General features: G+C 39.6%; 12 protein-coding genes and 1 pseudogene. 11 read left to right on the forward strand and 2 right to left on the reverse strand.

Annotation, left to right across the window (positions count from 1 at the left end):
• The first annotated feature begins 55 nt into the window (after positions 1-55).
• Positions 56-1,036, forward strand: coding sequence for a glycosyltransferase (locus V7K84_RS30405; protein WP_334843725.1), 981 nt, complete (start codon positions 56-58; stop codon positions 1,034-1,036).
• 50 nt (positions 1,037-1,086) lie between these two features.
• Positions 1,087-1,962: a glycosyltransferase gene (locus tag V7K84_RS30410; RefSeq protein ID WP_334843727.1), complete on the forward strand. Its 876-nt coding sequence runs from the start codon at positions 1,087-1,089 to the stop codon at positions 1,960-1,962.
• A gap of 268 nt (positions 1,963-2,230) precedes the next feature.
• On the opposite strand, the gene V7K84_RS30415 is transcribed toward V7K84_RS30410, so the two are convergent.
• Complete coding sequence (locus tag V7K84_RS30415) at positions 2,231-3,355, reverse strand: glycoside hydrolase family 2 TIM barrel-domain containing protein (protein WP_334843729.1); 1,125 nt, start codon at positions 3,353-3,355, stop codon at positions 2,231-2,233.
• Positions 3,356-4,464: 1,109 nt separating this feature from the next.
• Between V7K84_RS30415 and V7K84_RS30420 the strand changes: the two are divergent.
• The 4 genes and pseudogenes from V7K84_RS30420 to V7K84_RS30435 form a co-directional block, all read left to right on the forward strand.
• A pseudogene (locus V7K84_RS30420) lies at positions 4,465-7,758 on the forward strand (phycobilisome rod-core linker polypeptide); the annotation flags it as partial.
• 397 nt (positions 7,759-8,155) lie between these two features.
• Positions 8,156-8,644 carry an allophycocyanin subunit alpha gene (apcA, locus tag V7K84_RS30425; RefSeq protein WP_099100538.1) on the forward strand — a complete coding sequence of 163 codons (489 nt, stop codon included), beginning with the start codon at positions 8,156-8,158 and terminating at the stop codon, positions 8,642-8,644.
• 65 nt (positions 8,645-8,709) lie between these two features.
• Entirely contained in the window at positions 8,710-9,198 is a 489-nt protein-coding gene (gene apcB / locus V7K84_RS30430; protein WP_069068902.1) for an allophycocyanin subunit beta, read from the forward strand.
• A gap of 222 nt (positions 9,199-9,420) precedes the next feature.
• Positions 9,421-9,627: a phycobilisome linker polypeptide gene (locus V7K84_RS30435; RefSeq protein ID WP_094349821.1), complete on the forward strand. Its 207-nt coding sequence runs from the start codon at positions 9,421-9,423 to the stop codon at positions 9,625-9,627.
• Positions 9,628-9,707: 80 nt separating this feature from the next.
• On the opposite strand, the gene V7K84_RS30440 is transcribed toward V7K84_RS30435, so the two are convergent.
• Positions 9,708-10,712 (reverse strand): hypothetical protein, encoded by a 1,005-nt coding sequence (locus V7K84_RS30440; RefSeq protein WP_334843732.1) that lies wholly within the window; start codon positions 10,710-10,712, stop codon positions 9,708-9,710.
• A 499-nt stretch (positions 10,713-11,211) separates the two neighbouring features.
• On the opposite strand from V7K84_RS30440, the gene V7K84_RS30445 reads away from it, so the two are divergent.
• The 5 genes from V7K84_RS30445 (at position 11,212) to V7K84_RS30465 (ending at position 16,471) form a co-directional block, all read left to right on the forward strand.
• A complete protein-coding gene (locus V7K84_RS30445) occupies positions 11,212-11,982 on the forward strand; it encodes a class I SAM-dependent methyltransferase (protein WP_334843734.1) in 771 nt (256 codons plus the stop codon).
• Positions 11,979-12,713: a TenA family transcriptional regulator gene (locus tag V7K84_RS30450; protein ID WP_334843736.1), complete on the forward strand. Its 735-nt coding sequence runs from the start codon at positions 11,979-11,981 to the stop codon at positions 12,711-12,713. Before V7K84_RS30445 ends, V7K84_RS30450 begins: the two co-directional genes overlap by 4 nt.
• A 304-nt stretch (positions 12,714-13,017) precedes the next feature.
• Complete coding sequence (locus tag V7K84_RS30455) at positions 13,018-13,569, forward strand: heme NO-binding domain-containing protein (RefSeq protein ID WP_334843737.1); 552 nt, start codon at positions 13,018-13,020, stop codon at positions 13,567-13,569.
• Positions 13,570-13,579: 10 nt separating this feature from the next.
• Positions 13,580-15,028: a sensor histidine kinase gene (locus tag V7K84_RS30460; protein ID WP_334843738.1), complete on the forward strand. Its 1,449-nt coding sequence runs from the start codon at positions 13,580-13,582 to the stop codon at positions 15,026-15,028.
• A 240-nt stretch (positions 15,029-15,268) separates the two neighbouring features.
• Positions 15,269-16,471, forward strand: a complete 1,203-nt coding sequence (locus V7K84_RS30465; RefSeq protein WP_334843739.1) for an FtsW/RodA/SpoVE family cell cycle protein — start codon at positions 15,269-15,271, stop codon at positions 16,469-16,471.
• Positions 16,472-16,475: the final 4 nt, after the last annotated feature.

Below are 16,475 nucleotides of genomic sequence, written 5' to 3' on the forward strand. Positions count from 1 at the left end.
TTTTAGACCGAAAAATCCCAGAGTGCATCATTGTTCAGAATCTTTTTACAAAGCAATGACACTAAATACTGGTTTTGATATAGTTAGTTATTCTGTAAAATACTTGTATTCCGTCACTTTACGAGAAATTTGGTCATTAATCAAACAGTTACTGAGCTTAAATAAGGAAGAAAAAATATCAGTATTTTTCTTTTTAATCCAGTTAGATTATTTAGTATTAGCTTTAATTTTAAAAATAATTACTAAGTTTTTAAATAAGAACTTAGAAATTGTTTATTTAATGCATGAACCTAAGTTTGAAAAAGGAAGAATTAACCCTTTAAAAGCATATATTGTATTTTTATATCATTTAGTCTTTGGTTATATAGGAGATAAAATATTATTGCCTAGCAATGAGGCATATTTGAAAGCAAAAGACTTCGTTAATAATGATAAGCTTTCCAAGTTAAACTTATCATTTATTTCTCTACCAGAAAATATTTTACAAAACAATTTAGCACAACTCAAGTATAGTTGGGATAATGAAAAAACTTTTTTATTGTTAGGTCGATCAGATAGAGATAAAAACCCTCAAGGATTTTTATCTCTAGCAAGTATAATTAACAAAGATTATCCAAAACAAGCGAGATTTATTCGGGGTGGAAGCGAGAGGAACATACAAGTAAACTACGACGAAAAAGTAATAATTAGATTTCCTGGCTTCATTTCAAATAGTGCTAAAAGTTTTCTACTTGGTTTAAGCCACTTTGTTGTGATTCCCTACTCATTCTCAACTCAAAGTGGTGTGGTGACAGAGGCTTTGAGTTATGGAAAGCTTTTAATTATTAATGATATTCCTACTTTTTCATATTTAAAAGGTCTAAGTTTTGTATTTTTTACTGATTTTAATGACGAAAGCTCAATGTCAAAATGTATTCATGATTTATTTAGTATGAACATAAATGATTATGAAACCCGCTATTGGGAAGCAATAAGATACTTCCAAGAAAATCATTCAGAAGCTTATCTTTCAAAAACCTTGCAAGAAATTTTATAAACACATTTTTGTCTTTGAAATATTGAAATATACAGAGGTGAAATACATCCATGTCGAATACAGTACCTACAGTTTCTAGCAACATACAAGCAAGCATTACAGTGGGTATTCCTTTCTACCAAGGTAGCAATATTGCACATCTTCGTGCTGCTATTGACTCTATCCTATGGCAAAGTGTACCAGCAAAGGAAATTCATTTAATTCAGGATGGTTTGATTCCAAAAAATTTGGAAGAAACTGTTAATGAATATACTGCAACTTATCCCCATATAAAACACCTATTAATTTCTAAAAACATGGGTTTAGCTCATGCGCTTAATATCTCCATATTAAACTCGTCATCTAAATACTACGCAAGAATGGACTCTGATGACATTGCACATCCTGAGCGATTAAGTAAACAAATAGATTTTTTAGAAAGTAACTTAGATATTGATGTATTAGGTACTTGGGCTTTTGTATTTGAGGATGAATTTCCAGGAGAAAATTGCTCAATTAGGATAATGCCTGTATGTAATCAGGAGATACATGCACTGTTTCATTATCAAAATCCGTTGATACATCCATCTGTGATGTTTAGAAGTAGCGTTTTTGCTAAAACAGGACTTTATAACATGGAATTTCGTTCTGAATGTGATTTAGAATTGTGGGCAAGAGCATTGAAATTGAGAGTTGGTATTTCAAATTTATCTGAACCTTTACTTTATTATAGAAATACAGGTGTTATAAGTAGAAGGTCTGCGGCTTTAGGACAGCAAATTAAAGCACGATATCAATACAATACTCTTTCACTAAAATTAAATATTCTCAAAATAATGTCTTTACTGTTTCGCATTCTTCCCTATCAAATGCAAGTTTGGGGATACAAAAAATTTAAAAAAGAGATAAATTTGCATCAAAATGCTCGTGAATTTTTAGTTAAATAGAAATTCAAGATTTATAATTAATTATATTCAAAGTACAGGTATTAATTATTATCATAAAAATCGGTTTAATATCATATCTATTTAATCTCTGGTAAAAAATATTTATCATACTGTATCTCTAAGTGAGGCAACCCAATTAAACATAAGATAGATTTAACTACGCCACATAGCTCAAACTTCTTCATCCCCACTTTTCGGAGTTAAGAGATATGGGATAAGAAGTTTGGAGAATTTAGAGGTCTTATATTTAATTACTAAGCTCATTAACTTATCTTACTTGATACAACTTTACTTCATAAGGATTTAAACGAGTACTGAAACTTGTATTAGAAAATAGGTTATTAATAGTTTTTTCATTAAAAGTAACTATTTTACCAGCTAAACTCTGAGTCAGTTTTACTACGAAATTTATTTGAGTCGAAGTGTGATTAACAGCTATTATTAAATATTTTGTAGTATTAGGAATAGGAAATAATTTAACTTCTATATTTGGGTTGTTTACTTGTACTGGATTACTTAAATCTTCTCCTCTAACGATTGCAGGAATGTAATCTCGGAATTCTTTAATAGTAGGATACAAAACTGACTCATTCCAGGAAGGTGAAGAGAGATAGTGTATCCAAAATAGCAGCCCATCAGATCCTGTAAGGACTGATAAATAAAACATATAGCGAAATTCTAACTTTGTTGGTAATCGAAAATCGGTCTGATTTCCTCTATAAGCTTGTATTACGTTCCAAAATTTTTTGTTTTTAACATCAGCAAGGGAAATGACTTCGTAGAGTGCTTTTCGGTAAAATGATACCCATTGAAATTCTACAACTCCGTCTTTGCAAGGATAACAATCCCACATTAGTATATCCATTGCATCACTGTAAGGTTCAATTTTTTCTATTTTGGTAAAAACTAATGCCACTGGCTTTGATCGATCTTCTTCCTTAATAGCTTTGTATACCTTTTTTAACAAATTTGGAGAAATTGGTCTAGGTTTTTTTATTTCTGGTTCATCATAAAGATACCAAGCATAAACGGAGGGATGGTTTTTATAAGTACGAATAAAGTCTTTCACTCCTGAGATATTTTCTGATTCAATTAAACTACGAGGAATCTCAAGCAGGATTTTTATTTGTGTTTTTTTAGAAGCATCCAAAAATGCCTGTATTTTTGCCCTGCTCTCTTTTTCAACATAGGGCATTAATAAGTCAATTCCTTTAGAATATGCTTTGATTGGTACATCCATATTGTTGATATTGTCATACCAACCTAAGAAAAAGGGTAGACTTCGTTTCCGATGAGTTAAATATTTTTTTGGATTGAAACTCACAAGTATGCTGCTACTACTAGCTACTACAAAACCAGGAATTAAAGCTAGAAATTTACGTCGCGTTATCATTATTAAATATTAAATTTAAGAACAAGCTTAATTAAACATCACATTGATTGGTTTGGCAATATTTGGTATTACCTATGAACTATTGCAACTTATTCAAGGATATTATCTGCAATGATGACCCACCTTATACCCCAGTAGCGATGTAAGCAAACTTTTCTCTGTGATAAAACTGGTCACGTCTAACTTGGTGATATATGCTGGGTCTCTGAAATCATTGGCAAGATTTAGAATTATAAATATTTTGTAACAGTTTTACTGCGTTAGCATTTTTTGTGGTGAATTTGAAGCGATCGCTACTACTAACAGTTATGCTTTCTTTAGCCACTGTCCCTTTTTAAGAAGTAACATCAACAAAAAAGTATAAGTTTATACATTTGTATGTATGTCGTCGTAGTGGTGGGCTTCACCGTTGTATATCAGAGTTGGTATTTGAGGTCTAGTCTTTGCTCACTTAACAAGGTGCTGATATTTTCTCTGGAAGTGCATTTGTCGGAGTGACAGCCAAAATGATTGCGATCGCAGATAGGGTAGCATTGAATCGATAGTTAAATTTACAACTTTTTACCTAGTATTTACCCTTAATCTCAATACTGAGTATTTGCAGATTAAACTACCACAAATTAAGAATTATTCCCCCTATGGTGCCATTTTTAACATGCATTTATTAGTAGCAAAAACAACTTAACATCGACGAATAACTACTGTCCAGTGACTAAGTGCAACCTTTAATTAATGCATAGCTAATTCTCTGCGTGCCTCTGCGCTTCCCTCTGCAAGAAAGTGAAGTGCTTATGCGTTTAAATAAAAAAGAAATCAGCAGACAGTTCCCAACCTACTACTTAGTTACAAAACTTAGACTTAATCTCAGACAAACTGGAGTATACACTTTTAAGACTGGAGACATTTAAGATACAGGTTCTACATACTTCTTAATAAATCCGCCTTGAGAACGCAAAACGTTCTAATCTAAAAGCTAACTGGGTTAATTTACTGGCAGTTTTGCAGGCAATACTCTCAAGCTCATAAAGCATAGACACAGCGATGTGTCAAGCCTCAAAACAATCCAGACTTAACATATAAACGCTTATGATGGGAGTTTTACAAATCCGATGAGTGTTAAGGCGAGTGGTGGAAGCTCGGTTGCGCGTCCGCAACTATATCAAACTCTAACTGTATCCACAATTACCCAAGCGGAGCAGCAAGACCGCTTCTTGGGAAATGGTGAACTAAGCGAACTAGCAAGCTATTTTGCATCTGGCGCAAAGCGTCTACAAATTTCTCAGACGCTGACGGACAATGCCGAGATTATTGTGTCTCGCGCTGCCAACCGGATTTTTGTCGGTGGTTCGCCAATGGCTTTTTTAGAAAAGCCCAGAGCAGTAGAAATAGTACCTGTTAGTGCTGGTGCTAATGTTCAGCAAGGGATGCAACTGGGAACCGTAACCTACGTTGAAAGTCGTGGCGGGTTCCTAGAAAATTTACGCTCAATATTTAACTCATCCCCCAGTGGCCCGACACCTCCAGGTTTCAGACCAATTAACATTGCTCGATATGGCCCAAGCAACATGGCCAAGAGCTTGCGGGATTTATCCTGGTTCTTGCGCTACGCTACTTATGCGATCGTTGCTGGCGACCCCAACATCATAGCGGTGAATACAAGGGGTTTGCGGGAAATAATTGAAAATGCCTGCTCTGGTGAAGCAACGCTAGTAGCTTTGCAGGAAATTAAAGCCGGGGCACTTTCATTTTTCCGTAATGATGCTGAGGCTACAGAAATTGTGTCTCAGTACATGGATGTTTTGTTAACAGAATTCAAAGCAGCCACACCTTCAAACAAAGTCCGCCAACGCCCTTCTAGCGACCAGCAAGGGTTACAACTGCCGCAAATTTACTTTAATGCAGCAGAACGGCGTCCCAAGTTTGTGATGAAGACTGGGTTATCAAGTAGCGAAAAAAATGAGGTAATCAAGGCCGCATATAGGCAAATCTTTGAGCGCGACATTACCCGTGCTTATAGCTTATCCATATCTGACCTGGAATCCAAGGTGAAGAATGGCGACATCTCTGTGAAAGAGTTTGTCCGTCGTTTAGCTAAATCTCCTCTTTACCAAAAACAGTTTTACCAGCCTTTTATTAACAGCCGAGTCATCGAACTAGCTTTCCGTCACATTTTAGGACGGGGACCAAGTAGCCGCGAAGAAGTACAGAAATACTTCTCGATTATTTCTAACGGTGGTCTACCAGCCTTAGTAGATGCCTTAGTAGATTCTGCTGAATACAGCGACTATTTTGGCGAAGAAACAGTACCCTACCTGCGGGGTCTGGGTCAAGAAGCACAAGAATGTCGCAACTGGGGACCGCAGCAAGACCTGTTTAACTACAGTGCGCCTTTCCGCAAGATACCTCAGTTCATCACCACATTTGCGGCTTACGAGCAACCGCTACCAGATCAACATCCCTACGGTTCTGGTAACGACCCCTTGGAAATTCAGTTTGGGGCAATTTTCCCGAAAGAAACTCGCAACCCCAGTACCAGTCCGGCTCCTTTTAGCAAGGATACCAAACGCATCCTGATTCACCAAGGGGCAGGGATTAATAACCAAAATAGTAATCCGAGAGCGCGGGGTGAAGCTCCTGGTACCCTTGGGCCCAAGGTGTTCAAGTTAGACCAACTGCCTGGTACTAGAGGTAAAAGGGCTGCCAAAAATTCTAGCGTCAGATACTCCGAAAGCTCCACGCAAGCATTGATTAAAGCTGCTTACCTGCAAGTTTTCGGTCGCGATCTTTACGAAGGCCAGCGCCCGAAGGTATTGGAAATCAAGCTAGAAAACGGTGATATCTCTGTGCGTGAGTTTATCCGTGCTTTGGCTAAGTCGGATGTATTCCGCAATCTTTACTGGTCATCGCTGTATGTTTGTAAAGCGATCGAGTATATTCACCGCCGCTTGTTGGGTCGTCCGACTTATGGTCGTCAAGAAATCAACAAGTACTTTGACATTGCTTCTAAACAGGGCTTTTACGCCGTCGTTGATGCCATTATTAACAGCGTAGAATACAGTGAAGCATTTGGTGAAGATACAATTCCTTACGAACGGTATTTGACTCCTGGCGGTGTATCCGGGCGACAATTACGCGTTGGTAGCATTCGTGATGATATTGCCGCGAAAGTCCAGAAGGAAGTAACACCAAGCTTTGTGACACTGGGTACAGTGACAGAAAAGCGGTCAGAACCAGATATTCAGTTCCGCATTAACCAAGGTGTCAGCAAGCAACGGGAACAGACCAAAATCTTTAAGCTGGTGGCCAATACCAGTGACAAAGTTGCTGTCAAAACTTTGATTAGCGCTGCGTATCGTCAGATATTTGAGCGGGATATTGCACCCTACATCGCCAAAAACGAATTTACCAAATGGGAAAGCAAGCTGGGGAATGGCGAAATTAGCGTGAAGGAATTTATTGAAGGTTTGGGTTACTCTAACCTCTACCTGAAAGAGTTCTACACACCTTACCCCAACACCAAAGTGATTGAGTTGGGAACCAAACACTTCTTGGGACGTGCGCCACTAGATCAAGCAGAAATCCGCAAGTATAACCAGATTTTGGCTACTCAAGGTATTCGTGCCTTTATTGGTGCTTTGGTCGATAGTGTGGAATATAACCAGGTGTTTGGTGAAGATACAGTGCCTTACCGCCGCTTCCCGACCCTCCCAGCGGCAAACTTCCCGAATACGGAGAAGCTTTACAACCAGCTGACCAAGCAAAATGATGACGTGGTTGTACCAAGCTTTAAGCCAGTACAAGCCCGTGTCGGGGTTAGTAACGATACACCGCTTTTGGTACAGGCGATCGCAGATATCGCAGCCCAAACAAATGGTCAGCCATCCTTTGCTGAACTGGGTCGTTCCTACAACGATGCTAGCGGACAAACCGTGGAGATGGGTGTGCGTAAACATGCGCGCATTTACCGTCTAACAGAAAACACCAACCAAGACGAAAAACAACAGGCAATCAACGCCATTTATCGTCAAGTATTGGATGTATTTAGCGGTGAAGTGCCCGATAATTTCCGTCGCACTGACCTAGATAGCAAACTCCAAAATGGTGAAATTTCCGTGCGGGAGTTTGTGCGTGAACTAGCTAGTTCCCAAATCTATCGCCAGCGCTTCTTATCACCTTATCCTCATGCCAAGGTCATTGAGTTCCTCTTCCGTCATCTGTTGGGGCGTACACCCGCAACTCAGGAAGAAATTGGCCAATATAACAAGCTGCTAGTCGATAGTGGTTTGTCAGCTGCTGTAGAAGCAATAGTCGACAGTCCAGAATATAGCCGCTACTTCGGTGAAGATGTTGTACCTTACAACCGCTTCCCATCTTTGCCAGTAGGTAACTACCTCGGCAGTGTTGCGGTTGATTAAGGAGTAGGGAGTCGGGAATAGGGAATAGGGTACAGATTATTTACTGTTCCCTGTTCCCTGTAACCTTTTCCCTGTCCCCTTCTTAACCTTTCGTAATACCGCTCTCAGATTGCAGTTAAAACAGTAAATTCTGAAAAGCAATATTACAAAGTATTAAGAGCAGTCATAAATGCTCAACAGAATGCCGGAAAATGTTTTGCGGAAGGTAACTGAGTTTGAAAGCTTGTGTACTAATGTTGACTCAAGCAAACTCGTAATTTTTTAGCCGTAGCAGTTGTGAAACTGTTGTGTCTAAAAGGACGATAAAACAAACTCAGCAAACCAAACCTAAAGTCGCACCAGTTTAATCAAATCCTGGTTTCATTCGTATTGGAGGAATCCATTAATGAGTATTGTCACGAAAGCTATCGTGAATGCTGATGCAGAAGCCCGCTACCTCAGCCCTGGTGAGTTAGATCGGATCAAGTCCTTTGTTGCAAGTGGCGAGCGCCGCGTGCGGATTGCTCAAGTTTTGTCAGAAAATCGCGAACGGCTCGTTAAGCAAGCTGGCGATCAACTGTTCCAAAAGCGTCCTGATGTTGTATCTCCTGGTGGTAACGCTTACGGTCAAGAATTGACTGCTACTTGTCTGCGTGACCTAGATTATTACCTCCGCCTCGTTACCTACGGTATCGTTGCTGGTGATGTCACCCCCATCGAAGAAATTGGTGTTATTGGTGCCCGTGAACTGTACAAGTCCTTGGGAACTCCGATCGATGGTGTTGCTGAAGGTATCCGTGGGCTGAAGAATGGCTCTACATCATTGCTCTCTGGTGATGACGCTAGTGAAGCTGCTGGCTACTTCGACTACCTAGTTGGTGCCCTTCTAGGATAGGGTAAAGCTGTTTACCTACTTAAACAGAAGTATTGCAATACGGTTGGAAATAAGGAATTAACAACATGGCTCAAGACGCAATTACCGCTGTCATTAACTCCGCAGACGTTCAAGGCAAATACCTTGACTCTTCTGCTTTAGAAAAGCTAAAAGGCTACTTCGCTACTGGCGAACTACGGGTACGTGCTGCTAGCACCATCAGCGCTAACGCTGCTGCGATCGTCAAAGAAGCTGTAGCAAAATCTTTGCTGTACTCTGACATCACCCGTCCAGGCGGCAACATGTACACCACTCGCCGCTATGCTGCTTGCATCCGCGATTTGGACTATTACCTCCGCTATGCCACCTACGCTATGTTGGCTGGCGATCCTTCCATCCTAGATGAGCGTGTGCTCAATGGCTTGAAGGAAACCTACAACTCCTTGGGCGTTCCCGTCGGTGCTACCGTACAAGCTATCCAAGCAATCAAAGAAGTAACCGCCAGTTTGGTAGGTTCTGATGCTGGTAAGGAAATGGGCGTTTATTTAGACTATATCTCCTCTGGCTTAAGCTAAGAACTAGTTTGCGCTTAAGAATTTAGGTGCGGCTTTATTAAGGTCTGGAAATCAGCCGTGAGTGCTAGAACGTTATATTGCTTATCTTGGTAAATTATCAGTGATGAGTGTTGGTGGTCTAGTATTGATGTTTGATTTCCAGCCTTTGAATGATTAAAAGATTTGCACTCAAGATTTTGAGATAAAAAAGTTTTCACAAGGTATACAGGAGATTTTCAAAATATGTCCCGTTTGTTTAAAATTACTGCTCTAGTTCCCAGCCAAACCCGAATTCGTACCCAACGCGAACTGCAAAATACTTACTTCACTAAGCTAGTTCCTTATGAAAACTGGTTCCGCGAACAGCAACGTATTCAAAAAGCAGGTGGCACAATTATCAAGGTAGAACTAGCAACTGGTAAGCAAGGTGCTAATACTGGCTTGTCGTAATTCTGTAAATAGAATATTATTTTAGGGAATTGGTAAGAGGTCGAGAAAGACCTCTTTTTTATGGCTTAGATTTTTGCAAATCAAAAGTTAAACATATTTAAAAGGCGATACCCGCGAGTATAAAGTGGAACTGGAGCGTCAGCATTCTGTTTGTTCTTAGCGTGTTCAACACTTTCATCAAACACAATTAGCGTTTCTTTCCCAACCTTCAGCCACTCTTCATAGGGCACGCTCATATCTTCTTCAATACCACCAATATTAGGTGCGACCATTGCTCGGTAAGCTTCATTGAATTTCCTACGGAAGCGGAAATCTACTGAAATTCTCAGACCTTCACTTTTCCTTCTTACTGTTTGATGCAATCCACGGGCATCATTAAAGTACATTGTGCCGTGTTGTAGTTGTGCTTCTGTGTAGGAGACAACCATCGGAATTTCCCGACCTTCATCAAAGTCTGACATCACCTTCATAGACTGTAATTCCATTTCACGAGGCATTTCACCTGCTTCGATGGTTATATTATCGATGTCGCCAAATAGTGGCAGAACTACTACAGTCGCATCAGCAGCAACACCTGCCCAGACATCGCTATGGCACTTTGAGCTAGCGAAGGGCAAACCCAACTTCTTCGCGTCAGTCTTGCCGTAGACCATGCGGAGATTGACTGGTAAATCCACTGCATCAATCAGTTCATTTGCTCCTAGTTGGCAGAAAGCCTCTGCGATGCTTTTCTGAAAGAGGTTAAATGCCAAAATGTGTTCTCGCTTGGGCATTAAAAGACCAGTGCCGGTGTAGTTAGACAAAGTACTTCTTGCTTCCAGTAGCCGCTCAAGCATTTCAGCTTCCGAAAGAATGATGTGACTATTCAGACACGCTGAAATGTAACCCGCAGCAGCAATTCGGATTTGCTGAAATAGCTCAGGCTTTAATGTGTGTTCAAACAGTAGTCTGTACTGCCGCCTTGTAGCAATTTTATCAGCAAGCTCATCAAAGAGGCGATCGCCAAGCTCAGAAAATGCGATCGCACGCTCATATTGTAAGCGATCGCGCACTGGTGATTCTACTAACAGTTCTTCTAACATCATTTCTTCCAACGTTATTCTAAATTAGCTAAATAACTTATGCATTTAAAGCCATTTCATTTTGAAAACGAATCTGGCTATTACAAATTAACAAGGTTATCCTCTTTATACTTCGTAAAATATACTGTTTTATTTCTCTTAGCTGTCTTGATTAAAAAGGTTAATTTTAACTTATTTAATAAAGCATAGATGAAGTTTGAGTTTAAATAGCCAAACTATTTGCATGTAAAATTTTTGTTAACTACGTAACCAGGCAACTTCATGAAGTTAACTTATATTTAACTATTTATATTTAAAGAAACTAACAAGATGCTAGTTTCCAGGGTAGTTAATTCTTTGAAAAGCCTAGCTATGAAACACAAAATTTACAGACAAAGAAAAATCGGTAAAATCAACCTTATCAGTAAAAGAGATTCATTATTAAATGATATATGTTCAGGTATTTTTGTCCGATCGGACTAAATTCAGTAATCATAAATAAAGTATAAAAACATACTAAAAAATGTCAAATGTGAATCACAAAAACTCAACTAAAAACTTATATAATCGCACAGCATCAGAGTGGATTAGAGGAGAACCTACTTCTTTATCAGACTTTACAGCCCGCCCTTTTGTACTAGACCTTTGTCAGCCTGTTGCTGGGTTACGAGTACTTGATATAGGTTGTGGAGAAGGTTATTGCAGTCGAGAACTAAGCCGACGTGGCGCTGCATGGGTACATGGAATAGACCTTTCCCAAGGCATGATTGCAGCAGCAAACTTGCAAGAACTAGAAGATGGATTGGGTATTAGCTATGAAGTAGGGTGTGCTACCAATCTCAAGCAGTTTGATGATGGCGAAATTGACTTAGTTGTTGCAGTGTTTTTATTTAACTATTTGACAATTGCTCAGACCCAAGAATGCATGGCAGAAGTTGCACGCATTCTTCGTCCAGGTGGTCGATTTGTATTCAGCGTTCCCCATCCATCTTTTCCATATATGCGGGAGGCAGCATATCCGTTTTATTTTCAAGTTGAGGGTACAGGCTATTTCAGCAAGCGAGATCGGCAGTTTCCTGGTCGTATTTGGAAACGAGATGGTTCTTGGTTAAATGTGCAATTGATTCACAAAACTCTTGAGGATTACTTTAATGCTCTTAAATTTGCTGGCTTCAATACGATGCCAATTTTACAGGAATTGCGTGTAACTCCAGAACATATCGCAATAGATGAATCATTTTTTAGCCCGTTACTTGACCAACCCCTTCATCTAGCCCTACAAATATTACGATGACACAGACATCTTCTTTAGTTAGAAATTCCTTCCGTGAAATAACTATTAATCATCCTCTATGGAATCATGAGTTTCTAATGCGCTGTCAGACTGGAAATTTATTTTTACCAGACGTACAGGTACTAGCTGTCCAGATGTACAAATTCTCCAAAGAATTTAATCGTATTTTGGCTAGCATCTTGTCTTGCTGCCAAGATGAAACTAGTCAGTTAGTCATCTTAGAAAACCTATTTGACGAAATGGGACAGGGAGACATAACTCAGTCCCACCCAGAATTATTTCGTCAATTTACCCGTGCACTTGGTATCCACGACGAAACTCTGGCATCACTACCCACTGCACCTGAAACTCGCGCCCTTATTGAAACCTACTTGCAGATGCCACATAAGTACGGCTATTTAGCTGCACTCGGTGCCGTCTGTTATGCTTCCGAAGGGATTGTTAGCTCACTCTATACGCAACTATACAAAGGAATTGTTGGCGCTACTCCTTTACCCAAAGAATCACTGATCTTTTTTGAAGTCCATATTGATGTGGATGATAGTCATGCCGCGAAGCTAGCAGCAGTGATTGAACCTCAGATTACCATGAATGAAGAAGATATTAAGATAAAGCTGGCTATTTCCGAAGCTATGGATGCCCGTCTCCAATTTTTTAACGGTATTCAGCGTCAAATCTCTAAATATAGCTTGTATCCTGATTCATGGCTGCCTTTTGACGAATCCCTGTAGTTAATCTGTCAAGCTTAAATTGATGGGTAAAGAAGTTCGTAGTAAGGACTTTAATCCTTACTACAAAACCTCAAAACTATCTGGGTAAAATGAGTAAGTGAAAATACGGTTGTAATAATGAGTATTTATAGCATTAAAATGCGAACAGTTTTCCCTACTTTTTTCGATTTATAAAGCTGTAATAAAACATTTTAAGATTTGATTACAGAAAGTTTTGTCATTTAAATAAGCCTTTTAAGAAATTAGTTGTCGAGTCTTGGGCGAATTCACAAAGTAAAATTAGGTGCAGCAAGAGGAGGCTTCCATGTACGGATTAGTGAACAAGGCGATTCAAGACATGGTGTGCAGTCGCTTTGGCGAAGATACTTGGAAAACAATCAAGCAGAAAGCAGAGGTGGATGTAGATGTTTTCCTCAGTATGGAAGGCTATCCCGATGACATCACCCACAAGCTGGTAAAAGCTGCTAGTGTCATTCTTGGTTTATCTTCCTCAGAGATTATGCAAGCCTTTGGGGAATTTTGGGTTCAGTACACTGCTCAAGAAGGCTATGGCGAATTGATGGATATGAGTGGAGATGAACTCCCTGAGTTTTTAGAAAACCTTGATAATCTTCATGCTCGTGTAGGAGTTAGTTTTCCTAAACTCCAACCCCCATCATTTGAATGTAGTGATATGGAAGAAAATTCCCTGAGCTTACATTATCGCTCTGATAGAGAAGGGTTAACGCCAATGATTCTTGGACTAGTCAAGGGATTGGGAACCAGGTTTGATACAGAAGTCCATATTACCCAAACCCAAAGTCGAGATGAGGGTGCTGAACATGATGAATTTTTAGTGATTTATAAACCAAATTGAGTGCAGTAGCATGGCTCCTCCTCACCTTACACTTTCGCCAGAGTTGCTGGCGAAAGCTTTTCCTTTCCACTTTGTCTTTAACTGTAATCGGGAAATTGTACAAGCTGGTGATGTCTACGGGCGCATTTGTCCTGAACCATTAGTTGGTAAATTGATTGAGCAGCATTTCCAAATCAATCGTCCAAAAACTTTGGTCGATTTTGATGTTATTAGTAAACAATCTCGTGCCCTGTTTATATTAGAGTTTCTCCACAATGGAATGCATCTCAAGGGTCAGATGATGTATCAACCAGAGGAGGAAGTGATATTTTTTTTAGGTTCTCCCTGGATTACAGATACAACTAGCCTGGCTCCTCTGGGTATAAAACTCAAAGACTTTGCAATCCACGACCCTATTGTTGATTTCTTGTTTCTACTACAATCTCAGAATACTGCTTTAGCTGATGCTAAAAAGTTAACAAATGAACTGAGACAGCAAAGAGCACAACTACGGAGCGCGCTACAAATCAAGGAGAATTTGGCAGAAATTGCTGAGGCTCAGTCTAAAAAATTAGAAAAATCCCTCCGGGAGCTACAACAAACTCAAGCACAATTAGTCCAAGCTGAGAAAATGTCTAGTTTAGGGCAGTTAGTTGCAGGAGTTGCTCACGAAATTAACAACCCGGTTAATTTTATTTATGGGAATTTGAAATATGCAAAGGACTATACACAGTGTTTGCTGAATCTTGTGCATCTTTATGAGCAGTTTTATGCCAATCCGGTGTCAGAAATTCAAGAATACATTAAGAAAATTGAGTTAGATTTTTTAGTAGATGATTTGCCCAAAATCCTAAATTCGATGGAAGTAGGAGCCGAACGGATTTCTGAGATTGTCTTGTCCCTGCGGAATTTCTCTCGCCTTGATGAAGCTGAGAAGAAAAGAGTTGATATTCACCAGGGACTGGATAGTACTTTGCTGATTTTACAGAGTCGCTTCAAGAATAGTCTCGATCGTCCTGGGATCAATGTAGTGAAAAATTATGGAAATTTACCTTTAGTAGATTGCTACCCTGGTCAACTCAATCAAGTATTCATGAATATTATCAGTAATGCAATCGATGCGCTCGATAACTATGATAGTAGACGCGCGATCGCAGAAATTCATGCTAATCCTAATAAAATTACAATTACTACAGAAGTCATCGAAACGAACTGTGTAATCAGAATTGCTGATAATGCTTCAGGAATAACAGAAGCAGTTAAAGAACGGCTATTCGATCCATTTTTCACAACTAAGCCTGTAGGTAAGGGTACAGGATTAGGTTTATCAATTAGCTATCAGATTGTAGTTGAGAAACATGGGGGAACGCTAAAATGCATATCAGAACCTGGACAAGGAACTGAGTTCTGGATTGAAATTCCCTTATCTATGAACAAACAAGCACTTAATTGCATCAAATCATTAAATTTAATAAAATAAATACTTTCAGTCAATTTTTGAGCGATCGCTCTTAACTATAAAACATTAAATCTCGAGTATAAAATACTACTTTCATAGCGCTGAGTAAAGATTGCAATTTGTCAGAAATATTGAACTAGTGGTGTATTGAAGTTAACAACTCTAATATTTATGGTTGTAAAGCCTACTTATGAGTTATAAGTTATGATTTATGAGTTTTATTTTTAACTCCTAATTTCTAACTTTTTACCTGTACCGATCGTGAATCTACGCCGCCTGATTCCAATTTTTGATAGTTCAGTCTCCAACTGGGCATTAGAAGCGCGGTTGTTGCGCTGGTTAACGTTGATTTGGCTGTTCGTCGGCTTGATCATGCTATTTTCAGCATCATATCCTGTCGCTGATGCCCGTCAGAATGATGGTTTGTACTACTTTAAACGTCAACTGCTTTGGGTCTTAGTTTCCTTAATCGGATTCAATATTATTGTTAATTCGCCGTTGCAGAAAATTTTGGGACTATCCCATTGGTTTTTGTTGCTGTTTTTGGGGTTAATTTTTGTCACACTGATCCCAGGATTGGGAAAAAAGGCTTTTGATGCAGCGCGTTGGATTGCGATCGGGCCAATTCCGATTCAACCTTCAGAACTAATTAAACCCTTTTTGGTGTTGCAAAGTGCGCGGCTTTTTGGTCAGTGGGAACGAATTAGTTGGCGAGTTCGCTTTGCATGGTTGGGTGTTTTTGGTCTGGTACTTTTAGGAATTCTTGCCCAGCCGAACTTGAGTACAACGGCACTTTGCGGCATGACTATCTGGCTAATTGCTCTAGCAGCAGGCTTACCTTACAAATACCTGGGAGGAACAGCAATTGGTGGAGTAATGTTGGCACTACTCAGTATTAGTATTAAAGAGTATCAGCGTAGGCGGGTGATGTCATTCCTCAATCCTTGGGAGGATGCTACAGGAGATGGCTACCAGTTGGTGCAAAGTCTACTAGCTGTGGGTTCTGGTAAAACTTGGGGAGCTGGATATGGGCTTTCTCAACAAAAGCTGTTTTATTTACCAATTCAAGATACTGATTTTATTTTTGCGGTGTTCGCCGAAGAGTTTGGCTTTGTTGGCAGTATGGTGTTGTTGGCACTTTTAGCTACATTTGCCACTCTCGGATTAGTTGTGGCGCTGAAGGCTAAAAATATAGTACATCGATTGGTAGCGATCGGTGTGACGACTTTGATGGTGGGACAATCATTGCTCCACATCGGTGTTGCTACAGGTTCTCTACCGACTACTGGCTTACCTTTACCCATGTTTAGTTATGGTGGTAATTCTATGATTGCTAGCTTGATAGCTGCTGGGTTGTTGATTCGGGTAGCACGTGAGAGTAGTGAAGCTGAGGTAGTACCGTTGCGAAAACCTCAGCTGGAAAATGGGCGCAGACGCCGAGCTTTTCATAAAACCAGGAATTGAGCTA

Origin of the sequence: Nostoc sp. (assembly GCF_036917315.1) — a bacterium.
Lineage (GTDB): Bacteria > Cyanobacteriota > Cyanobacteriia > Cyanobacteriales > Nostocaceae > Nostoc.

Bases quoted from the DNA above. Each gene is read 5' to 3' on its own strand.
- apcB (WP_069068902.1), top strand. From the start codon at position 8,710: ATGGCTCAAGACGCAATTACCGCTGTCATTAACTCCGCAGACGTTCAA.
- V7K84_RS30435 (WP_094349821.1), top strand. From the start codon at position 9,421: ATGTCCCGTTTGTTTAAAATTACTGCTCTAGTTCCCAGCCAAACCCGA.
- V7K84_RS30440 (WP_334843732.1), bottom strand. From the start codon at position 10,712: ATGATGTTAGAAGAACTGTTAGTAGAATCACCAGTGCGCGATCGCTTA.
- V7K84_RS30410 (WP_334843727.1), top strand. From the start codon at position 1,087: ATGTCGAATACAGTACCTACAGTTTCTAGCAACATACAAGCAAGCATT.
- apcA (WP_099100538.1), top strand. From the start codon at position 8,156: ATGAGTATTGTCACGAAAGCTATCGTGAATGCTGATGCAGAAGCCCGC.
- V7K84_RS30460 (WP_334843738.1), top strand. From the start codon at position 13,580: ATGGCTCCTCCTCACCTTACACTTTCGCCAGAGTTGCTGGCGAAAGCT.
- V7K84_RS30455 (WP_334843737.1), top strand. From the start codon at position 13,018: ATGTACGGATTAGTGAACAAGGCGATTCAAGACATGGTGTGCAGTCGC.
- V7K84_RS30415 (WP_334843729.1), bottom strand. From the start codon at position 3,355: ATGATAACGCGACGTAAATTTCTAGCTTTAATTCCTGGTTTTGTAGTA.
- V7K84_RS30445 (WP_334843734.1), top strand. From the start codon at position 11,212: ATGTCAAATGTGAATCACAAAAACTCAACTAAAAACTTATATAATCGC.
- V7K84_RS30450 (WP_334843736.1), top strand. From the start codon at position 11,979: ATGACACAGACATCTTCTTTAGTTAGAAATTCCTTCCGTGAAATAACT.
- V7K84_RS30405 (WP_334843725.1), top strand. From the start codon at position 56: ATGACACTAAATACTGGTTTTGATATAGTTAGTTATTCTGTAAAATAC.